The sequence below is a fragment of the Nocardioides lijunqiniae genome (assembly GCF_015024225.1).
Classification (GTDB): Bacteria; Actinomycetota; Actinomycetes; order Propionibacteriales; family Nocardioidaceae; genus Nocardioides; species Nocardioides lijunqiniae.
Genome location: NZ_JACJGM010000037.1, coordinates 39950 through 57893 on the forward strand (window position 1 = coordinate 39950; position 17944 = coordinate 57893).

At 72.1% G+C, this 17944-nt stretch carries 25 protein-coding genes; 7 read left to right on the top strand and 18 right to left on the bottom strand.

Going from position 1 to position 17944, the window contains the following annotated elements:
• Positions 1–15: 15 nt before the first annotated feature.
• Positions 16–861: a beta-keto acid cleavage family enzyme gene (locus IRQ30_RS19400; RefSeq protein ID WP_193614583.1), complete on the bottom strand. Its 846-nt coding sequence runs from the start codon at positions 859–861 to the stop codon at positions 16–18.
• Positions 862–1053: 192 nt separating this feature from the next.
• Here IRQ30_RS19400 and dtd point away from each other — a divergent pair, with 192 nt between their 5' ends.
• Positions 1054–1479, top strand: a complete 426-nt coding sequence (gene dtd / locus IRQ30_RS19405) for a D-aminoacyl-tRNA deacylase (RefSeq protein ID WP_193614584.1) — start codon at positions 1054–1056, stop codon at positions 1477–1479.
• A 211-nt stretch (positions 1480–1690) separates the two neighbouring features.
• Here the strand turns inward: dtd and IRQ30_RS19410 are convergent, their stop codons facing one another.
• The 4 genes from IRQ30_RS19410 to IRQ30_RS19425 form a co-directional block, all read right to left on the bottom strand.
• On the bottom strand, positions 1691–1987 hold the full coding sequence (locus IRQ30_RS19410) for a DUF1416 domain-containing protein (protein ID WP_193609688.1): 297 nt from the start codon (positions 1985–1987) through the stop codon (positions 1691–1693).
• Positions 1987–2835: a sulfurtransferase gene (locus IRQ30_RS19415; protein WP_193609687.1), complete on the bottom strand. Its 849-nt coding sequence runs from the start codon at positions 2833–2835 to the stop codon at positions 1987–1989. The genes IRQ30_RS19410 and IRQ30_RS19415 overlap by 1 nt, the downstream gene beginning before the upstream one ends.
• Positions 2836–2865: 30 nt before the next feature.
• Positions 2866–3330: a DUF4395 domain-containing protein gene (locus tag IRQ30_RS19420; RefSeq protein ID WP_193614585.1), complete on the bottom strand. Its 465-nt coding sequence runs from the start codon at positions 3328–3330 to the stop codon at positions 2866–2868.
• A 254-nt stretch (positions 3331–3584) separates the two neighbouring features.
• Complete coding sequence (locus IRQ30_RS19425; RefSeq protein WP_193614586.1) at positions 3585–4016, bottom strand: VanZ family protein; 432 nt, start codon at positions 4014–4016, stop codon at positions 3585–3587.
• A gap of 110 nt (positions 4017–4126) precedes the next feature.
• Between IRQ30_RS19425 and gmd the strand changes: the two genes are divergently transcribed.
• The gene (gene gmd, locus IRQ30_RS19430) at positions 4127–5125 is read left to right on the top strand and encodes a GDP-mannose 4,6-dehydratase (RefSeq protein WP_193614587.1); all 999 of its coding nucleotides are present in this window, start codon (positions 4127–4129) and stop codon (positions 5123–5125) included.
• Positions 5122–6105, top strand: coding sequence for a GDP-mannose 4,6-dehydratase (locus tag IRQ30_RS19435; RefSeq protein WP_193614588.1), 984 nt, complete (start codon positions 5122–5124; stop codon positions 6103–6105). The genes gmd and IRQ30_RS19435 overlap by 4 nt, the downstream gene beginning before the upstream one ends.
• Positions 6106–6108: 3 nt before the next feature.
• Here IRQ30_RS19435 and IRQ30_RS24290 read toward each other — a convergent pair whose 3' ends face one another.
• Together IRQ30_RS24290 and IRQ30_RS19445 are read right to left on the bottom strand one after the other, a co-directional pair.
• Positions 6109–6576: a thioredoxin domain-containing protein gene (locus IRQ30_RS24290; protein WP_193614589.1), complete on the bottom strand. Its 468-nt coding sequence runs from the start codon at positions 6574–6576 to the stop codon at positions 6109–6111.
• A 297-nt stretch (positions 6577–6873) separates the two neighbouring features.
• Positions 6874–7176, bottom strand: a complete 303-nt coding sequence (locus IRQ30_RS19445; protein ID WP_338089795.1) for a MoaD/ThiS family protein — start codon at positions 7174–7176, stop codon at positions 6874–6876.
• A gap of 86 nt (positions 7177–7262) precedes the next feature.
• Between IRQ30_RS19445 and IRQ30_RS19450 the strand changes: the two genes are divergently transcribed.
• Positions 7263–8003, top strand: coding sequence for a winged helix-turn-helix domain-containing protein (locus tag IRQ30_RS19450; RefSeq protein ID WP_193609681.1), 741 nt, complete (start codon positions 7263–7265; stop codon positions 8001–8003).
• 21 nt (positions 8004–8024) lie between these two features.
• Complete coding sequence (mshD, locus tag IRQ30_RS19455; protein ID WP_193609679.1) at positions 8025–8834, top strand: mycothiol synthase; 810 nt, start codon at positions 8025–8027, stop codon at positions 8832–8834.
• Between the two features lie 3 nt (positions 8835–8837).
• Here mshD and IRQ30_RS19460 read toward each other — a convergent pair whose 3' ends face one another.
• The 11 genes from IRQ30_RS19460 to IRQ30_RS19510 form a co-directional block, all read right to left on the bottom strand.
• On the bottom strand, positions 8838–9866 hold the full coding sequence (locus tag IRQ30_RS19460; RefSeq protein WP_193614590.1) for a tetratricopeptide repeat protein: 1029 nt from the start codon (positions 9864–9866) through the stop codon (positions 8838–8840).
• Positions 9863–10846 (bottom strand): VWA domain-containing protein, encoded by a 984-nt coding sequence (locus IRQ30_RS19465; protein WP_193614591.1) that lies wholly within the window; start codon positions 10844–10846, stop codon positions 9863–9865. Before IRQ30_RS19465 ends, IRQ30_RS19460 begins: the two co-directional genes overlap by 4 nt.
• On the bottom strand, positions 10843–11811 hold the full coding sequence (locus IRQ30_RS19470) for a VWA domain-containing protein (protein WP_193614592.1): 969 nt from the start codon (positions 11809–11811) through the stop codon (positions 10843–10845). Before IRQ30_RS19470 ends, IRQ30_RS19465 begins: the two co-directional genes overlap by 4 nt.
• Positions 11808–12272 (bottom strand): hypothetical protein, encoded by a 465-nt coding sequence (locus IRQ30_RS19475; protein WP_193614593.1) that lies wholly within the window; start codon positions 12270–12272, stop codon positions 11808–11810. Before IRQ30_RS19475 ends, IRQ30_RS19470 begins: the two co-directional genes overlap by 4 nt.
• Positions 12256–13143 carry a DUF58 domain-containing protein gene (locus IRQ30_RS19480; protein WP_193609674.1) on the bottom strand — a complete coding sequence of 296 codons (888 nt, stop codon included), beginning with the start codon at positions 13141–13143 and terminating at the stop codon, positions 12256–12258. Before IRQ30_RS19480 ends, IRQ30_RS19475 begins: the two co-directional genes overlap by 17 nt.
• A gap of 4 nt (positions 13144–13147) precedes the next feature.
• Positions 13148–14164 (bottom strand): AAA family ATPase, encoded by a 1017-nt coding sequence (locus IRQ30_RS19485; RefSeq protein ID WP_476703680.1) that lies wholly within the window; start codon positions 14162–14164, stop codon positions 13148–13150.
• Between the two features lie 111 nt (positions 14165–14275).
• Positions 14276–14935 carry an NUDIX domain-containing protein gene (locus IRQ30_RS19490; RefSeq protein WP_193614594.1) on the bottom strand — a complete coding sequence of 220 codons (660 nt, stop codon included), beginning with the start codon at positions 14933–14935 and terminating at the stop codon, positions 14276–14278.
• 43 nt (positions 14936–14978) lie between these two features.
• Positions 14979–15191 carry a hypothetical protein gene (locus IRQ30_RS19495; protein WP_193609672.1) on the bottom strand — a complete coding sequence of 71 codons (213 nt, stop codon included), beginning with the start codon at positions 15189–15191 and terminating at the stop codon, positions 14979–14981.
• On the bottom strand, positions 15192–16175 hold the full coding sequence (gene ygfZ, locus IRQ30_RS19500) for a CAF17-like 4Fe-4S cluster assembly/insertion protein YgfZ (RefSeq protein WP_193614595.1): 984 nt from the start codon (positions 16173–16175) through the stop codon (positions 15192–15194).
• Entirely contained in the window at positions 16172–16588 is a 417-nt protein-coding gene (locus IRQ30_RS19505) for a transcriptional repressor (RefSeq protein WP_193609670.1), read from the bottom strand. The genes ygfZ and IRQ30_RS19505 overlap by 4 nt, the downstream gene beginning before the upstream one ends.
• 2 nt (positions 16589–16590) lie before the next feature.
• Entirely contained in the window at positions 16591–17085 is a 495-nt protein-coding gene (locus IRQ30_RS19510) for a heme-binding beta-barrel domain-containing protein (protein WP_193609669.1), read from the bottom strand.
• A gap of 22 nt (positions 17086–17107) precedes the next feature.
• On the opposite strand from IRQ30_RS19510, the gene IRQ30_RS19515 reads away from it, so the two are divergent.
• Both IRQ30_RS19515 and IRQ30_RS19520 read left to right on the top strand, forming a co-directional pair.
• Positions 17108–17470: a DsrE family protein gene (locus tag IRQ30_RS19515; protein ID WP_193609668.1), complete on the top strand. Its 363-nt coding sequence runs from the start codon at positions 17108–17110 to the stop codon at positions 17468–17470.
• 19 nt (positions 17471–17489) lie between these two features.
• On the top strand, positions 17490–17944 hold a 455-nt coding region (locus IRQ30_RS19520), incomplete at its 3' end, for a hypothetical protein (protein ID WP_476703681.1).

The window sequence follows — 17944 nt, forward strand, 5'->3', positions numbered from 1 at the left end:
AAGGACTACTCGGGTCTAGGCCGAGTGGGCGGTGTTGAGGAGCGTGCGGGCCTCGGAGGTCGTCATCGGACGTCGCTGTGCGAGGGCCCCGAGGGCGACCACACGTTCGACGAGCTGGGCGTTGCTCTCGACCGGGACGCCGCGGCTGATCGTCAGCACGTCCTCCATGCCCACCCGGAGGTGGCCGCCCTTGGACAGCGACGCGAGGGCGACGGCGAGGGTGGTGCGGCCGATGCCCGTGGCAGACCAGGAGGTCACCTCCGGCGGGAGCGTCGCGACGCCGGCCACGAGGGCGTCGGCCGTGCCGGGCATGCCGCCGGGCACGCCCATGACGAAGTCGCAGTGCACCCGGCCGCCGTACGGGAGGCCGAAGCGGTCGATCAGACGGGTCAGGGCGTGAGCCTGCCCGAGGTCAAAGAGCTCGAACTCGGGGACGATCTGGCGCTCCTGGCTGAGCTGGTAGAGCTCGCAGACGAAGGGCCAGGGGTTGGAGAAGACGTCGTCGCCGAAGTTGGTGGTGCCCATGGTGAGGCTGCAGGAGTCGGGGCGGGCGTCGAGGACCTTGAGGCGCTTGTCGAGCGGGTCGTGGACGGAGCCGCCGGTCGAGAGCTGGACGACGAGGTCGGTGCTCTCGTGGAGGGCATCGACGGTCTCGGTCAGGAGGGCCAGGTCGAGGGTGGGGCGGTGCTCGGCGTCGCGGACGTGCACGTGGATCATCGCGGCGCCGGCGGCCTCGCAGGCCTGGGCGGTGGTGACGAGCTCCTCGAGCGTGGTGGGGAGCTGCGGGCAGTCGGCCTTCGACGTCTCGGCGCCGGTGGGGGCGACCGTGATCAGCAGGGCCTCGGGAGGTACGGCGGGCATGCGGGTCATCGTGTCAGAGCGGGATCGGTGGGTGGGGTGGGTGGGCGGGTGTCTGGGGTCTCGACGGGCGTTCGTCGCTGGCGCTCCTCACTGCTCGACCACCGGGGGTCGGCGCCGCTTGGGCTCGTGGTTTCGAGGCTCGCTGCGCTCGCACATCAACCACCGGGGGTCGGGGTCGGGGAGATTGTTCTCATGAGGGCTGTGGTGCAGCGGGTGTTGTCGGCGTCGGTCACCGTCGAGGGGGAGGTCGTGGGGGCCCTGCGGGAGCCGGGGCTGCTGGTCCACCTCGGGATCACGCACGACGACACCGACGAGGTCGTCGCGTGGATGGCGCGGAAGGTGTGGGAGGTGCGGATCCTGCGGGAGGAGCGCTCCGCCTCCGACGTCGGGGCGCCGGTCCTGGTGGTCAGCCAGTTCACCCTGTACGGCGATGCGGTGAAGGGTCGGCGCCCGACCTGGGCGTCGGCCGCGCCCGCGGCTGTCAGCGAGCCGCTCTACGAGCGCTTCTGCTCGGAGCTGGAGTCGCTGGGGGCCGAGGTGTCGCGGGGCGTGTTCGGCGCGGACATGCGGGTCGAGTCGGTCAACGACGGCCCGGTGACGCTGCTCCTCGAGCGCTGACTCAGCCGACCTGCATCGACTGGTAGACGACGAAGGCCGTGACGGCCACCAGCAGGACGAGCCCCGCCAGCTGGAGGTAGGCCATCCGCTTGCGGGCCTCGGCCGGGTTGCGCTTGGACACGTCGCTGCCTTTCAAAGACACGGTATTAAGCGCAGCATAGGAGCGGCCCCAGGCGGGTGTCTTACGAACACGCGTCCCGGGGCCGAACTCTCAGATGCGGACGTTGACCTCCGCGACGGACCCGACGGCCGCGACGACGCGGTTGTCGACCGGGTCGGCCTTGGGGGCCAGGGTGCGCAGCGTCCACTCGCCCTCGCCGGCGAAGAACCGGAAGTGGCCGGTGGCCGAGGTCGGGACCTCGGCGGTGAACTCACCGGTGCGGTCGAGCAGCCGCACGTAGGCGTTGCCGACGGGGTCCTCGCCGCGGAAGACCTGGCCCTGGATGATGGCCTCCTTCTTCACGTCCACGCCGTCGAGCGACAGGCCGCCCTCGGTCGCGCCGCACATCAGGCGTCACCCGGCTCGTCGCCGAGCGCGATCGGAACGCCGACGAGGGAGCCGTACTCGGTCCACGAGCCGTCGTAGTTCTTGACGTTCTGGTGGCCCAGGAGCTCCTTGAGCACGAACCAGGTGAGCGAGGAGCGCTCCCCGATGCGGCACAGGGCGATGGTGTCCTTGGAGTCGTCGATGCCGACCTCGGCGTAGAGCGCCTTGAGGTCCTCGTCGGACTTGAAGGTGCCGTCGTCGTTGCAGTTCTTGCTCCACGGCACGTTGAGCGAGGTCGGCACGTGGCCGGCGCGCTGCGCCTGCTCCTGCGGCAGGTGGGCCGGGGCCATCAGGCGACCGGCGTACTCGTCGGGGCTGCGGACGTCGATCAGGTTCTGCACGCCGATGGCGGCGACGGCGTCGTCGCGGAAGGCCCGGATGGAGGTGTCCTGGTCCTGGGCGGTGTACGTCGTCTTCTCGCGCGTCGGGACCTCGTCGGTCAGCTCGCGGGAGTCGAGCTCCCACTTCTTGCGACCGCCGTCCATCAGGACGACGTCCTGGTGGCCGTAGAGCTTGAAGTACCAGTAGGCGTAGGCCGCGAACCAGTTGTTGTTGCCGCCGTAGAGCACGACCCGGTGGTCGTTGGAGACGCCGCGGTCGGACAGCAGGGCCTCGAACTGCGCCTTGTTGACGAAGTCGCGACGGACCTGGTCCTGGAGGTCCGTGGTCCAGTCGAGCTTGATCGCGTTGCGAATGTGGCCCTTGTCGTAGGCCGCGGTGTCCTCGTCGACCTCGATCAGGACGACGTCGGGGTTGTCGAGGTTGTCCTCCACCCACTGGGGGGAGACGAGGGAGCTCTCGCGAGTCATGGCTTCTCTTTCTGTAGGGCGTTGCGGAGGTCAGTTGAGTTGCGGGGTTTCGAGACGCTCGCTGCGCTCGCTCCTCAACCAGCGTTGAGTGAGCAGGTAGAGCTCGCAGCCCAGGCAGAACCGGAAGACCGCGTTGAGCAGGGCGGCGGTCAGGGCGAACCCGGTGGCCACCAGGCCGAGGAGCGTCGCGCCGGCGAGGAAGCCGACGACGCCGACGAGCGCGAAGCCGAGGCCGACCGCCTGGGCGAACCGCGGGGGTGCCGCGTCCTCCCACTCGGGCGCCTTGGTCAGGCGAGGACGCACGAGCGTGCGGAAGACCCACGAGTGCGGGCTGCGCTGGACCCCGAGGACGGCCGCCCACGCGAACAGCCCGGCCTGCGCGGCGAGCAGGACCGTGGCGAACGTGCTGGGGGCGGTCGCGAGCACGATCGCCAGCACGACGGCGGTGACCGCAGCGTTGAGCTGCGGGCCGCGCGAGTCGATCTGGGTGCTCATGGCTCTCCTGTGTCCTGGCTGCTGGGGAAGGCAAGGGCCCGTGGCGCGCGAGGCGCTCGGCTCGGCTTCAAAACTAGAGTGATCTAGTAGACTTAGCGGAGCGGTGGACGGGACCCGTCAGGACATTCGACACAGGGACGAGTGGACGCGGCAGTGGTCCACCGCGCGTCGCTTCGTCAACCAGGTCGAGATCATGGCTCCAGAGTAGGGAGCGGCCGGTCGCGCCGCCCAATCGACGTCCGCATGGTGGATGGTCAGTCCGACATCTGAGATCGCCAGGCTCGGACGAGTCCCACGACCGCGCCCCCCAGGAGGGCACCGAGCGTGTTGGCCACGACGTCGACGTACGTCGCCGAGCGCTCGTCGAGCAGCAGCGCCTGCACCACCTCCACGCTCCCGGAGAAGACGAAGCCGTAGGCCGTCCAGTCGCGCCACGACGGGCCTGGCCAGATGACGGCCGCCAGCCCGGTGGCCGGCACCAGGATCGCCACGTTGCAGAGGAACTCGACCCTGGTCGGCAGGAGCAGCCGGTCCGGCGCACCCAGGCGCTCCAGGACGTCGCCGACCCAGGAGACGCTGGAGGACGGCGTGTCCACCGACGGGGTGAGCAGCGCGAAGAGCAGCACCGCGAGGTAGCCCAGCAGCAGGACGCGCGCTCCTCGGCGCACCCGGTCGCTCGTCTCCACGACGGACACCGTGCCACGTCGTTCGGCGGGATCGCAGGAGACCCCCGGCCGCGATCTCTATGCTCGTGGGCCATCCGACGTCCACCGCAGGGCAAGAGAACGGGACCACCGTGCCGAAGCGCGCATTCATCACCGGCATCACCGGCCAGGACGGCTCCTACCTCGCCGAGCTGCTGCTCGCCAAGGGCTACGAGGTGCACGGCCTCGTGCGCCGGTCCTCGAGCTTCAACCGCGGTCGGATCGACCCCATCTACCTGAACGCCGAGGCCGGCGAGCGCCTCTTCCTGCACTACGGCGACATGACCGACGGGGTCAGCCTGGTCAACCTGATCCTCGAGATCCGCCCCGACGAGGTCTACAACCTGGCCGCCCAGAGCCACGTGCGGGTGTCGTTCGAGATGCCGGAGTACACCGCGTCGGCCGACGGCATCGGGACGATCCGGCTGCTCGAGGCCATCCGCGCCGCCAAGCTCGACTGCCGCTTCTACCAGGCCTCCACCTCTGAGATGTTCGGCGCGACTCCCCCGCCCCAGGGCGAGGACACGATCTTCTACCCGCGCTCGCCGTACGCCGCCGCCAAGCTCTACGCGCACTGGATGACGGTCAACTACCGCGAGGCCTACGACATGTACGCCGTGTCGGGGATCCTCTTCAACCACGAGTCACCTCGCCGCGGCGAGACCTTCGTGACCCGCAAGATCACCAAGGCGGTGGCCGCGATCAAGGCCGGCGTGCAGGACGTCCTGATGCTCGGCAACATCGATGCGGTGCGCGACTGGGGCTACGCCAAGGAGTACGTCGAGGGCATGTGGCGGATGCTGCAGGCCGACGAGCCGAGCGACTACGTGCTCGCGACCGGCGTCGGCACGACGGTCCGGGAGTTCGTGGAGATGTCCTTCGAGCACGCCGACCTCGACTGGCACGACTACGTGATGTTCGACCAGCGCTACGAGCGACCCACCGAGGTCGACGCGCTGATCGGCGACCCCTCCAAGGCGCGCGACCAGCTGGGCTGGAAGGCCGAGACCGGTGTGCGCGAGCTCGCGCGCCTCATGGTCGACGCGGACGTCGCCGCGCTCGCCGAGGGGTTCGGCACCCAGCCACGATGAACGCGTCCGCGCAGACCGCGCTGGTCACCGGCGTCTCGGGCCAGGACGGCGTCTACCTTGCTCGAGCGCTGGTGGCCGGCGGCGTCCGGGTGGTCGGGACCGTGCGCCCGGGCGACCCGGCCTCGCACGAGATGGCGGTCTACCTCGACGGCGTCGAGGTCGTCGAGCACGACCTGCGCGACGACGCGGGATTCCGCAGGCTCCTGGAGACGCACCGGCCCGCGCGGGTGTTCAACCTGGCCGGCTTCTCGTCGGTCGGCGCCAGCTGGGACCACCCCGAGCTGGTGGACGAGGTCAACGGCGCCGCGGTCGAGCGGATGCTCGCGGCCCTTCTCGAGCTACGTGACCGGCACGCCCTCGACGTGCGGTTCTTCCAGGCGGGGTCGGCCGAGGAGACCGGCGACGCCTCCGACAGCCCCTACGCCCGCGCGAAGGCTCGTGCCCACGCCGCGACGACCCGCTCCCGCGAGGAGGAGAGCCTGTTCGCCTGCACGGCCGTGCTGCACAACCACGAGAGCCCCTTGCGCCCACTGCGCTTCGTCACCCGCAAGATCGTCCGCGCCGCCGCCGAGATCGCGCTCGGTCGACTCGACGAGCTCACGCTCGGCAACCTCGCCGTGGCGCGCGACTGGGGCGCCGCGGCTGACTACGTCGACGCGATGGTGCGGATGCTCGCGGCGGACGCGCCGACCGACCTCGTGATCGCCACCGGGGTCACGCACACGCTGCACGACCTGCTGGTGACGGCGTTCGACGCGGCGGGGGCGGGCGACCCGGCGGCGTACGTCGTGCAGGACGTGGCCCTGCTGCGGCCCTCGGACTCCCCCACGATGAGCGCCGACCCCTCGGAGGCGCGGCGGGTGCTGGGGTGGGAGCCGACGCAGACGTTCGAGGACGTCGTGGCGCACATGGTGCGCGTCGATCTGGCCCGGCTGCGGTCGGGCGTCGAGGAGTCGCCGGAGTACCTCCACCCAGGCTGAGGCTCAGGTGAGGCGGCTCAGCGCCTGCAGGACCTGCTCCTTGCGGGGAGCACCGGCGGCCCGGGTGACCTCGACGCCGTCCGCGTCGAGCACGAGCGTGGTCGGGGTGCGCAGGATGCCGACGCGGCGCACGAGGTCGAGGTGGTGCTCGGCGTCGACCTCGACGTGGGCGACGCCGGGGACCACCTCGGCCACCTCGGTGAGGATCCGGCGGGTAGCGCGGCACGGCGCGCAGAACGCCGAGGAGAACTGCAGCAGCGTCGCCCGCTCCCCCAGCTGGTCGGCCCAGGCGGTCTCGGCGAGCAGCGAGTCCGGGGTGGGCTCGACGGCCTGGGGCTGCTCGGGCTCCGCCGTCTCGGCGTCGCGCACCTGGTGGGTGCCGCGGAAGCGGCCGTCGGTCAGCGCGCGGTAGCCGCCGAACGCGAGCGCCGCCACGACGGCGACGACGAGCACGAGGAGTCCGGTGGGCACGTGGGCGTCAACGACGCGACGTCGTTGGGCATTCCGCCGCCTTCGGTGGTCGAGGTGCGAGGAGCGCCAGCGACGGAGGCAGGCGCGCTACTTCCGGTGATCGAGCAGCGAAGGCGTTCTGCGCCTGAGCGCCCGTCGAGATCCCCGCACCTGAGGCACCCTCCGTCCCCGCCGCCCTGCCTCCCTCACGGGGTCTCGACGGGCGGTCGGCGCTGGCGCGCCTCCCTGCTCGACCACCGAGATCGTGGGTTGAGGAGGTTGCGCAGCAACCGTCTCGAAACCCCCTAGCGGGGTCTGTCAGCCGCCGGCGAAGGGTGGGAGGAACTCGAGGGTGGAGCCGGGCGGGACCAGGAGCTCCGCGGGGTCCTCGGTGGCGACGGGGCGGTCGCCGAGGAGGACCGAGCAGACGCCGATGACGTCCATGAGCCGGGTGCCGGGGTGCAGGTCGGCGACGCGCTGGAGCACGTCGGCCAGAGATATCGGGCCGGTGACGGCGAGCTCGTCGCCGTCCACGCCGGCCGCACTTCGTGCGGCGGCCCAGTAACGGACCCGGATGAGATCGGTCTCATTTAACTTGGAACGATCCACTGTGTCTGACACGTTTCGGTACTCTTCTCCTCAGATTCGCCTGACCGGAGCCCAGCGTTGCGTTTCGGTCCCCGCCCCATTGTCGGGAGGAGACCATTGTGAGCACACTGCTGCTACTCACGAGCGCACTGCAGCCGTCGTCGGAGGTGCTGCCCGGTCTGTCGCTGCTCGGGCACCAGGTCAAGGTCCTGCCCGCGGAGGGCAGCGCCCTGCTCGAGGCGCCCGAGGCCGGGCTGCTGCTCGTCGACGGCCGTCAGGACCTCGCCGGCGCGCGCGACCTGTGCCGGCTGATCCGCACCACCGGCACCGACGTGCCCGTCCTGTTGGTCGTGACCGAGGGCGGCCTGTCCATCGTCAACCACGACTGGGGCATGGACGACGTCGTCCTCCACACCTGCGGCCCCGCCGAGCTCGAGGCCCGCATCAAGCTCGCCATCGGCCGGCTCAACGCCCGCCGCGACGCCGCCGACCCCGACGCCCACGTCATCCGCTCCGGCGAGGTCGTGGTCGACGACGCGACCTACACCGCCAAGATCGGCGGGCGCTCGCTGGACCTGACGTTCAAGGAATTCGAGCTCCTGAAGTTCCTGGCCCAGCACCCGGGCCGGGTCTTCAGCCGCCAGCAGCTGCTGCAGGAGGTGTGGGGCTACGACTACTTCGGCGGCACCCGCACCGTCGACGTCCACGTGCGCCGGCTGCGCGCCAAGCTCGGCCCCGAGAACGAGACCCTGATCGGCACCGTCCGCAACGTCGGCTACCGCTTCGTGGTGCCGGCCAAGGACAAGGAGAGCGCCGCCGACGCGGCCCTCGTCGCCGAGCGGCAGCAGCAGGACGCCTGAGCGCAGCCCTAGGCTGACCGGATGAGTCGACTCGAGCTGATCGCGACCGAGGCCGAGGCGGTCGACGGAGCCGCCCCGATCGACGAGGGCACCTGGCGCGCGCGCCGGCTGCACCCCGAGCAGGCGCAGGAGTGGACCCACGACGACGGGTTCGCGCTGCTGGTCGGGGACGAGCTGAGCCTGGTCGTGCGGCCCGAGGCCCGGCGCCACGGCATCGGCCGCGAGCTGCTCGAGCAGGTGCTGGACGATCACGACGGATCTACGCTGCTGGCGTGGTCGCACGTCGGCCATCCCGGAGCGGCGGCCCTGGCGGCGAGCCACGGCTTCGAGGCGGTGCGCGCACTGTGGGTGATGCGCCGACCGACCACGGCGGCGCTGGCGCCGCTCGTCGTGCCGGAGGGCATCGAGGTGCGCTCCTACCGGCCCACCGACGCCGCGGAGGTGCTGCGCGTCAACGCGGCGGCGTTCGCGCACCACCCGGAGCAGGGTGCGATGGACACCGACGACCTGGCGGCACGGATGGCCGAGACGTGGTTCGACCCGGCCGGCCTGCTGGTGGCCGACGCGGGCGACGGACGGCTGCTGGGCTTCCACTGGACCAAGCGCCACTCGCCGGTCACCGGGGAGGTCTACGTCGTCGGCATCGACCCCGCCGCGCAGGGCAAGGGCCTGGGCAAGACGCTGACGCTCGCCGGCCTGCACCACCTCGCCGACGTCGACGAGGTGATCCTCTACGTCGAGTCCGACAACGCACCCGCGATCGCGGTCTACTCCGGCCTGGGCTTCACCCACGCCGACGCGGACACGCACGTGCAGTACCGGCGCGGCTAGGTCTCACCACTCCGGCACGGGCGCCGGCTCCGAGATGGAGTTGGAGCGGGTGTCCCGGCGCGACTCGCGACGCTGCTCCTCCAGGCGACGCTGCTCGAGCGCTCGCCGGTTGCGCTCGGCGAGACGCTGCTGGCGCTCGGCGACGGTCTCGTCCGCCGGCGGCGGGTCGGCGGCGTCCTCGGCGTCGGGAGGGTCACGGTCGGCCAGCTTGTCCGCGAGGCGGTCGTCGATGACCACGGAGGACTCCTCCGGGCTCACGGAGCCGTCGCGGTCGGCATCGGCGAGCGCTGCGTCGGCGGCTGCCCGCTCCTCCGGAGTCACCTCACCGTCCCCGTCGGCGTCCGCGTCCGCCGCCGCCTCCGCAGCGGCTCGAGCCTCGTCGGCGCTGACGACCCCGTCCTCGTCGGTGTCCGCCTCGGCGGCGGCCTCCGCCTCCTGAGGGCTCACCTCGCCGTCCTGGTCCGTGTCCGCCTGCGCCGCCGCCTCCTCGGCGCTGATCTCGCCGTCCTGGTCGGTGTCGGCGTCGGCCGGGTCACGGGGATCGTCGAGCTCCTCGGCCTCTCGCGCGGCCTCCTTGGCAGCCTCGACCTCGACACAGCCCTCGAGCACCTGGCGGGCGATCAGCCACTCGTCCTCGGCGGCCAGCTTCCCGCGCTCCTCCACCAGCGCGTCGCCCAGCTCCTCGTGGGCCAGCGCGAGGTTGTTGCGGACGCGGCACTCCCACTCCTCGGGCACGTCCTCGTCGAGCGACCGCTCGTAGGAGCTCACCGCCCCGTCGAGGTCACCGGCACGATGCCGGGAGGCACCCTCGTCGAAGTGGGCGATCCACTGCTCGAAGGGGTTCAGGACCTGGTTGAGCGCGAAGTCACCGCGCGCGTCGTCGAAGTCACCGGTCTCGAAGGCCGACAGCCCCTGCGACTCCTCGACGAGCAGCAGCCCGATGCGACCGGAGACCAGGAGCATCAGCAGGGCCGGCAGGACCCCGACGAGGTACAGCCGGTTGCGCGTCCGGGTGCGCCGAGGGTTGCTCATGCCAGCGACCTCCGGGCCGCCCAACCACGTCGCCAGTGACGGCGCAGGTCCACCAGCACCAGCACGAGGAGGGCGAGGGCGAGGATCCAGTACAGGTCCAGGGCCACCGGCACCTCGGCACCGTCGTACGCCGGGTCCGGCTCCTGGAACCGGTCGCCCCACTCCGCCGCGACGGCGTCCAGCCCGCCGGTCCCGGTGCGGTGGAGGTAGGGCACGCCCATCTCCTGGGCGGCGGAGCGCAGGTTGGCCTCGTCGATCCGGGAGACGGCATCACCTCCTCGGCGGTCCGGCACCCACCCCTCCTCCGGGCGTCCCTCCACCAGCGGCATCCGACCCCCGGCGGCCGTCCCGTAGCCGAGCGCGACACCGGCGTCGACGAGAGGGGCGATCGCGGCGAAGGAGCGCTGGGCCTGGGTCTCGGTGTTCTCGCCGTCGCCCATCAGGACGACCAGGCGCGGGCGACGCGGCGAGCGCTCCTCCAGCTCGGCGAGCCGGCTCGCCATCGTGGAGAGCGGGCGGTCCAGGCTCGAGCCGTCACCCGCGAACGCCTCCTCGCGGCGCAGCAGCTGCACGTAGTCGGCGATCACGGTCTCGTCCTGGGTCGACGGCAGCTCGACGCGCACCCGGCGACCGAACGAGACGACGGTGAACCGGCCGGTGGGCAACGCGTCGACGAGCGCGTTGAGGTCGGCCCGGGCCCCCGCGAAGCGAGGCCGTTGCCCCGACCAGTCCAGCGCCGACATGGACGTGGTGCGGTCGAGGAAGACGAGGACCTCGAGGTCGGCCGTGCGGGTGGGCGCGACCGGCTCCTCCCCCCAGCCGGGGCGCAGGGCGATGGCGACCAGGAGCGCGACCATCAGCCCGCGGAGGAGCCACCCGCCGCGCTCGCTGCGCCGTGACCAGATGGCGCCGTAGACGACCGCGGCGAGCAGCACGAGGGCGCCGACGACGATCAGGGGCACGTCCAGGAGGGGGTTCATCGACGCCTGCCCAGGAGGGCGCCGCCGAGCAGCACGACGAAGCCCGCGACGGCGATCCCGAACGGGACGGCCGGCTCGTCGATCTCGACGCCGGTCGGGATGGGACGCAGCCGGTCGCGCTCGATCTCCTGGATCCCGCGGACGACGTCGTCGACGCCACCGGTGTCCTCGACGACCGACATGAACCCGCCGGTGGTCGCGGTCGCGTCGGCGAGCTCGGTGGCGCGCTCGGGCCTCATGCCCGGCGTGCCGACGCCGTAGACCACCACGTCGTCCCGCCTCGCCTCACCGGCGGCCTCCTCGACGGTGAAGATCCCCTGGCCGAGCGGGTCGTTGTCGGTGGCGAGCACGACCGCGCGACCGCGGTCGTCGTGCTCGACGTCGAACCGTTGGAGGCACGACATGATGCCGTCGCCCGTCTGGCTCGCCCGCTCCTCGACCGCCTCGGTGCCGACGAAGTAGTCGTAGTCCTCGCTGGAGAAGGCTGCCTCCGCCTCGTCCAGCTTGCTGCGGACGAAGTCGTAGTCGTCGGTCAGGGGGAACACCGAGATGGACAGGCCGCTGTAGATGGTCAGGCCGAGGCGCTCGCCGTTCAGCCCGTCCAGCAGCTGTCGGAAGCTCTCGACGACCTGGCGGTTCCACCGGTCCATCGAGCCGGAGACGTCGAGGCACAGCACGATGTCCCGGCCGTTGCGGTCGGGCTCGACCACGACCGGACGGGCGGGACGGGCGCTCAGGAGGATCGCGCCCGCGACCATCCCCAGGGCGCCGGCGGTTGCGAGCGCCGCGACCAGCTGCTCGCGCCGCGCCAAGGTACGAAAGCGCGGCAGGGCCCGCAGGCGCTCGGTGTGGGCGACCAGCACGCCGTCGTACGCGCTGCGGGGCCGGCGGATCCAGAGCAGCAGCAGCACGACGACCAGCGCTGCGAGACCCACTGCCAGCATCGGCCACCGGAGCTCGCTCACGGCGCCCACCCGGTGATGACGGCCCGCGCCTCCGACAGGGCCGGGCCGAGGCGGTCGGCCGGGTGTCCCTGCGAGCCCGGGGAGAACTCCGGCGGGTAGACCAGCGCGACCAGGTCCGCCACCGGGGCCGGCCCGCGGCTGCGCAGCTGCTCGAGGTTCATCGCACGCGCGTCGACGGCCCCCACCGCGGTCGCGAAGGAGCGGACGATCTCGCTGATCTCCTGGTGCGCCTCGCGCAGCGAGAGGTCTCCCCCGCCCACCTCGGCCTCGACGCGGTCGAGGCGGGCCAGGTGCTCGCGCCGGTGCCGCTCGGCCCGGGTCGCTCGCGGGCGGCTCGCGGACCGCGACCACCAGGTCACCCCGGCGTACCAGGCGATGACGAGCACCGGGAGGAGGATCGCGAGCCACGTCAGCCACGGGGAGTACGACGTCGGGCCGGTGAACTCAGCGGCCGCGAGCATGCCGGTGCCTCTCCAGGAGCCGGAAGACCGCGGGCACGGCCGTCTCGTGGTCGGCGACCCGCTCGTGCGGGATCCCGAGCCGCGCGAGCTGGGCCTTGAGACCCGCGGCCTCCGTGGCGACGGCCTCGACGAAGTCCTGACGCAGGCGGGCGTCCCCTCCCAGCCAGTCGGGCAGGGGGGCGCCTTGGTCGACGTCGGTCAGTCCGGGCACCGGACGCCGGGTCGGGTCGAGGTCGTCGAGGGTCACCAGCAGCACCTCGTGCTGCACCCGCGCCCGCCCCAGCGCCGCCACCGTCCGCTCGTCGAGGCCGTGCTCGTCGCAGACGACCACCATGATCGTGCGGCGCCGACGTACGACGCGGGCGACGTGCTCGAGCAGACCGGCCAGGTCGGCCGGGGCCGCGTGGGGGGTGATCGCGTCGTGGACGGCACCGAGCGAGCGCTCCAGCCGGAGCTCGCCGCCCGAGGCGGGTCGCACGTGGCAGGCCGCCGCGTCGCCGTAGGCCACGCCCACGAGGTCGCCGTGGCGCACCGCCAACCAGCCGACGACCCCGGCGACGAACACCGCGAGGTCGCGCTTGGGGAGGAGCTGCTCGTTGACGGCCGCCATGCTGCGCCCGGTGGAGACGACGACGAGCACGGTGTGCTTGCGCGTGGCGACGAAGCGCTTGACGAGCATCTGCCCGCCGCGGGCCGACGCCTTCCAGTCGATGTCGCGCACGTCGTCACCCCGGACGTACTCGCGCAGGTCGTTGAGGTCCATCGAGCGTCCGACCGCCGTGGAGGCGTACTCGCCCTGGAGCAGGCCGCGCACCTTGCGGTGCGAGTGGATGGCCAACCGGGCCTTGATCCGCGGAAGGTGGGTGGTCATCCGCTCAGGGGGTCGGGACCGCGTCGAACAGCGCGTCGATGATCTCCTCCGGACGGACCCGGTCGGCCAGCGCCTCGAACGTCAGGTGGATCCGGTGGCGCAGCACGCCGTGGCGCAGCCGACGCACGTCCTCGGGGAGGACGTGGTTGCGACCGTCGAGGACGGCCAGCGCCCGCGAGACCTGGAGGAAGGCGATGCTGCCGCGGGGGCTCGCCCCGATCTCGACGTACCTGGCCTGCTCGGGGCCCAGGACGTCGCCGACGTGGCGGGTCGCGTGGACCAGCCGCACGATGTAGTCCTTGATCGAGGCGTCGACGTAGACCCGCTCGGTCAGCCGCTGCAGCCCGACCACCTGCGCCGTGCTCAGCACCGGCGAGACGTCGACGGCGTGCGGACCGAGGGTGCCGTCGGCGACCCGGTCGAGGACGTCGAGCTCCTCGGACAGGGAGGGGTAGTCGACGACCTCCTTCAGCAGGAACCGGTCCATCTGGGCCTCGGGCAGGACGTAGGTGCCCTCCTCCTCGATGGGGTTCTGCGTGGCCAGCACCATGAACGGCTCGGGCAGCCGGTGCACCACGCCGGCGATCGAGGTCTGGCGCTCCTGCATCGCCTCCAGCATCGCCGACTGGGTCTTGGCGCTGGCCCGGTTGATCTCGTCGAGCAGCACGATGTTGGCGTGCACCGGACCCAGCTGTGTGTCGAACTCATGGGTGCGGGGGTCGTAGACCTGGGTGCCGACGATGTCGCTGGGCAGCAGGTCGGGGGTGCACTGGATCCGGGCGAAGATCGCGTCCATCGACCGGGCGAGCGTGGAGGCGGCCAGGGTCTTCGCGAGTCCCGGGACGCTCTCCAGCAGGAGGTGGCCCTCCGCGAGGACGGTCGTCAGCAGCGCGGTCCGCACCTGCTCCTGCCCGGCGATCCGCGACGAGAAGACGTCCTCCACCGCCGCCAGCATGCTGCGCGCCTCGGTCAGCTCACCGGCCTCGATGGTGCCCGACTCCGCGGCCGCGATCGTGCTCAAGGGGAACTCCTGGTCGGTCGTCGAGCGTGAGCGCCAAGTAAACCAAGGGATCCCGGTCCCCGTTGCCAGTCCGGGATTCCGGACCCGGTCACCGATCGAGGAGGGTGGGCCTCAGGGGCGGGCGACGAAGGGGCCGGCGGTGGCGGCCCACTGCAGGAGGACGACGGTCTTGGCGTCGGTGATGGTCGTGCCGATGGCCTGAAGGGCGGCGTCGAAGTCGAGCTCGACCAGCTCGATGTCCTCCCCCTCGTCGTGGACGCCGTGGAGGCGGTGGTCGACGCTGCGGGAGTCGTAGGGCGCGGCGAAGAAGTGCAGGCGCTCGGTCACCGAGCCGGGGCTCATGAACAGGTCGAAGACGTGCGTCACCTCGCCGACCTCGACGCCGGTCTCCTCCGCGGTCTCGCGGCGCACCGCGGTTTCCGGGTCCTGCTCGTCCAGGAGGCCGGCCGCGGTCTCGGTGAGCATCCCGTCGGGGTGGCCGTTGACGTAGGCGGCGTACCTGAACTGGCGCGTGAGCAGCACCCGGCGCGCCTCGGTGTCGTAGAGCAGGATGGTGGCGCCGTTGCCGCGGTCGTAGGTCTCGCGGCGCTCGGTGAGCCAGGACCCGTCGGCGCGGCGTCGGTCGTAGGTGGTGGCACGCAGGACGTACCAGTCGCACGCCAGGAGCTCGACCTCGCGGACCGCGATGTCCGGGTTGCGGTCGAGGTCGAGGCCGGTGAGGTGCAGTCCGGTGCGACCGCGCTTGTCGGGTTCGTCCTCGCCGATGGTCACGTCGTCTCTCCTTGTCGCGTCGCTGTCCCGCGGTGGCGGGCCGTCAGTCCCTGCGGAGCAGAAGGTAGCTGCAGCCGGCCATCCCGACCGCCCACGTCAGCAGGATCGGCACGTCGCCGCTGTTGAGGCCGTGCCGCGGGCTGAAGGCGATCAGGGTGCGCCCTGCCCACGGCCCGTGACCGGCGATCAGCAGCGCGGTGAGCCCGGAGAGGGCGAGCGCGATGACCACCACGACCGCGCGGTCGGTGCCTCGCATCTAGCGGCGGGGCCGCACGTGGAGGCCCACCTCGGGGTCGACGACGACCTCCTGGGCGGCCGGCATCGAGTCGGTGGTGAGGGTGGCGTCGAGGGCGACGTTGCGCTTGACCAGGCCGAGCGCGATCGGGCCGAGCTCGTGGTGGCGCGCGGAGGTGCCGACGAGCCCGACCGGCTTGTCGCCCAGGAGCAGCTCGCTCTCGCGCGTGGGGAGCCGGTTCTCGGAGCCGTCGAGGTGCAGCAGCACCAGGCGCCGCGGCGGGCGGCCGAGCGTGTGGACCCGGGCCACCGTCTCCTGGCCGCGGTAGCAGCCCTTGTCGAGGTGGACCGCCGTACCGACCCAGCCGACCTCGTTGGGGATGGTGCGGTGGTCGGTGTCGAGGCCGAAGCGGGGCTCGCCGCGCGCGATGCGCAGCGCCTCGAAGGCCCACAGGCCGCAGGCCGGTCCGGCGGCCTCGGCGAACGTCGCGAGCTGGTCGCGAGGGACGAGGTAGTAGGTGCCTTCGTCTGGTTTCGAGACGGGACTTCGTCCCTCCTCAACCAACGAGGGCGTGGGGCGCCAGGTGACGGCGAGCTGGTCGGTGACGTCGGCGATCTCGACGCGGGTCATGAAGACCATCCGCTCGAGGAAGGCGATGAGCGGGCCGCTGGCGCCGGGCTCGGTGAACGCCGTGAACGACTCGCCGTCGTCGACGCCGCGGAGCTCGTGCTCGACGTGGCCGGTGGGGCTGAGGACCAGCGCCTGGGTCCAGACGCCGGGCGCGAGGCCGGCGAAGAACTGGGTGGTGAGGTTGTGCAGCCAGTCGAGGCGGTCGGGGCCGCTGATGCGCACGACGTCGCGGTGCGACAGGTCGACGAAGCCCTCGCCGGCCTCCAGCGAGCGCTGCTCGGTGTTGAACGAGCCGTAGTGGGCGGCGACGGGCGCGTCGACGCCGTTGCCGGCGACGGCGCCGGGCAGGGCCAGCAGCGGGGAGGGGTCGGTCATGACTCACACCCCCGCGCACAGGTCCCGAAGACCGTCAGGTGGCCGACGTCCACGGCGAAGTCGTGGTCGTCGCGCAGCGTGTCGCGCAGGGAGGTCAGCACACCAGGGTCAACGGAGGTGACGCGCCCACAATTCCGGCAGACGGTGTGGAAGTGCTCGTGGTCGGTCACCGAGTGGTACGTCGGGGCGCGGTCCGACAGGTGCGCGTGGCGCACCAGGCCGAGGCCCTCGAGCACCTCGAGGGTGCGGTAGATGGTCGAGATGTTGACCGCCTCCGAGCTCCGGCGCACCTGCGCCAGCACCTGGTCGGGCGTGGCGTGACCGAGCTCCTCGACCGCCGCGAGGATCAGCTCGCGCTGCGGGGTGAGCCGGTGACCGCTCTCCCGCAGGCGCGTGCGCCAGTCGTCGGCCACGGTCACCTCCGCTGGAGACGGGCCCAGGTGTGCGGCTGCAGCTCCTGGCCCATGGCGGCCATGTCGAACGCGTAGAGGAGGTCGCCCTCGACGTTGCCGTAGAGGCGGTGGCCGCCGACGTACTCCTTGGCGGTGTGGGTGCGCACGACGGCGTCGGTGCTGACCTCGAGCTTCCCCTCGCCGGCGGTGCCGTAGTAGATCTCCACGAAGCCGGTGTTGTGGGTCAGCAGCAGCTCCATCTGCCCGTCGGGCTGGCAGCGCAGGAAGCCGGTCTCGAGCGCCGCGTCGCGCACCTTCTCGCCGGACTCGTCGACGATCCAGGAGCGGGCGAAGTAGTGGAGGAACGGGCGGCCGTCGTGGGTGAAGATCAGCTCCTGCCCGAACTGGTAGGGCTCGATCGTCGGGTAGGCGCCGTGACCGTTGCCGGCCCAGGTGCCGAGCATCCACGCCACCGGTCCGCACTGGGGGTGGAGGTTGTCCGGGAGTTCGAAGGCCACGGTGCCAGCCTAGTCTGTCGCCATGTCGCGATCGCTGGTCGTCAAGGTCACCTGCGGGGCGGAGGACGCCGAGCGCAGCAACCAGGGCTTCACCGTGGCCGCCGCCGCCGTCGCCGCGGGAGCTCCGGTCTCGCTCTGGCTGACCGGGGAGGCCGCGTGGCTGGCGGTCCCCGGTCGCGCCGCGGCCTTCGACCTCCCGCACGCCACCCCCGTGGCCGACCTGCTCGGGCTGGTGGTCGAGGCGGGACAGGTCACGGTCTGCTCGCAGTGCGCGCTGCGGCGCGGGCTCACCGAGGGCGACCTGCTGCCGGGGGTGCGCATCGCCGGCGCGGCGGTCTTCGCCGAGGAGATCCTGGCACCGGACGCGCAAGCGGTCGTCTACTGAGGTCACTACTCTTGCGGGTGTGAGCTCCAGCAACCCTCCCCCCGACAGCGAGGGCGCCCGCCGCTGGCGCCGCAAGGGTCAGCCGGAGGCGTCGCAGGGCTCGGAGACGGTCGAGCAGGCGCGCGCCCGCGCCGACGAGCTGACGTTCGCCGCGGCCCAGGCCGCCTCCCTGCACCGCGCGGCCGAGCTCGCCGCCGCCGAGCAGGCCGCCGAGCGGCTGGTGGCCGAGGAGTCGGCCCTCGCGGCCTCGACCGCACGCGAGCGGGCCGAGCGCGCGACCTTCGAGCACGCGTCGGCCGCGGCCCAGGCCATCCAGGCCCGGGAGGCCGCGGAGCGAGCCGTCACCGAGCACGCCGAGGCCCGACGGGTCGCCGAGGAGGCTGCCGCCGAGGCCGCCGTACGACGGGGCGATGCGGAGGAGGCGGCCCGGCTCGCGGCCGTGGGCACCGAGGAGGCGACCGCGGCCCGACTCGC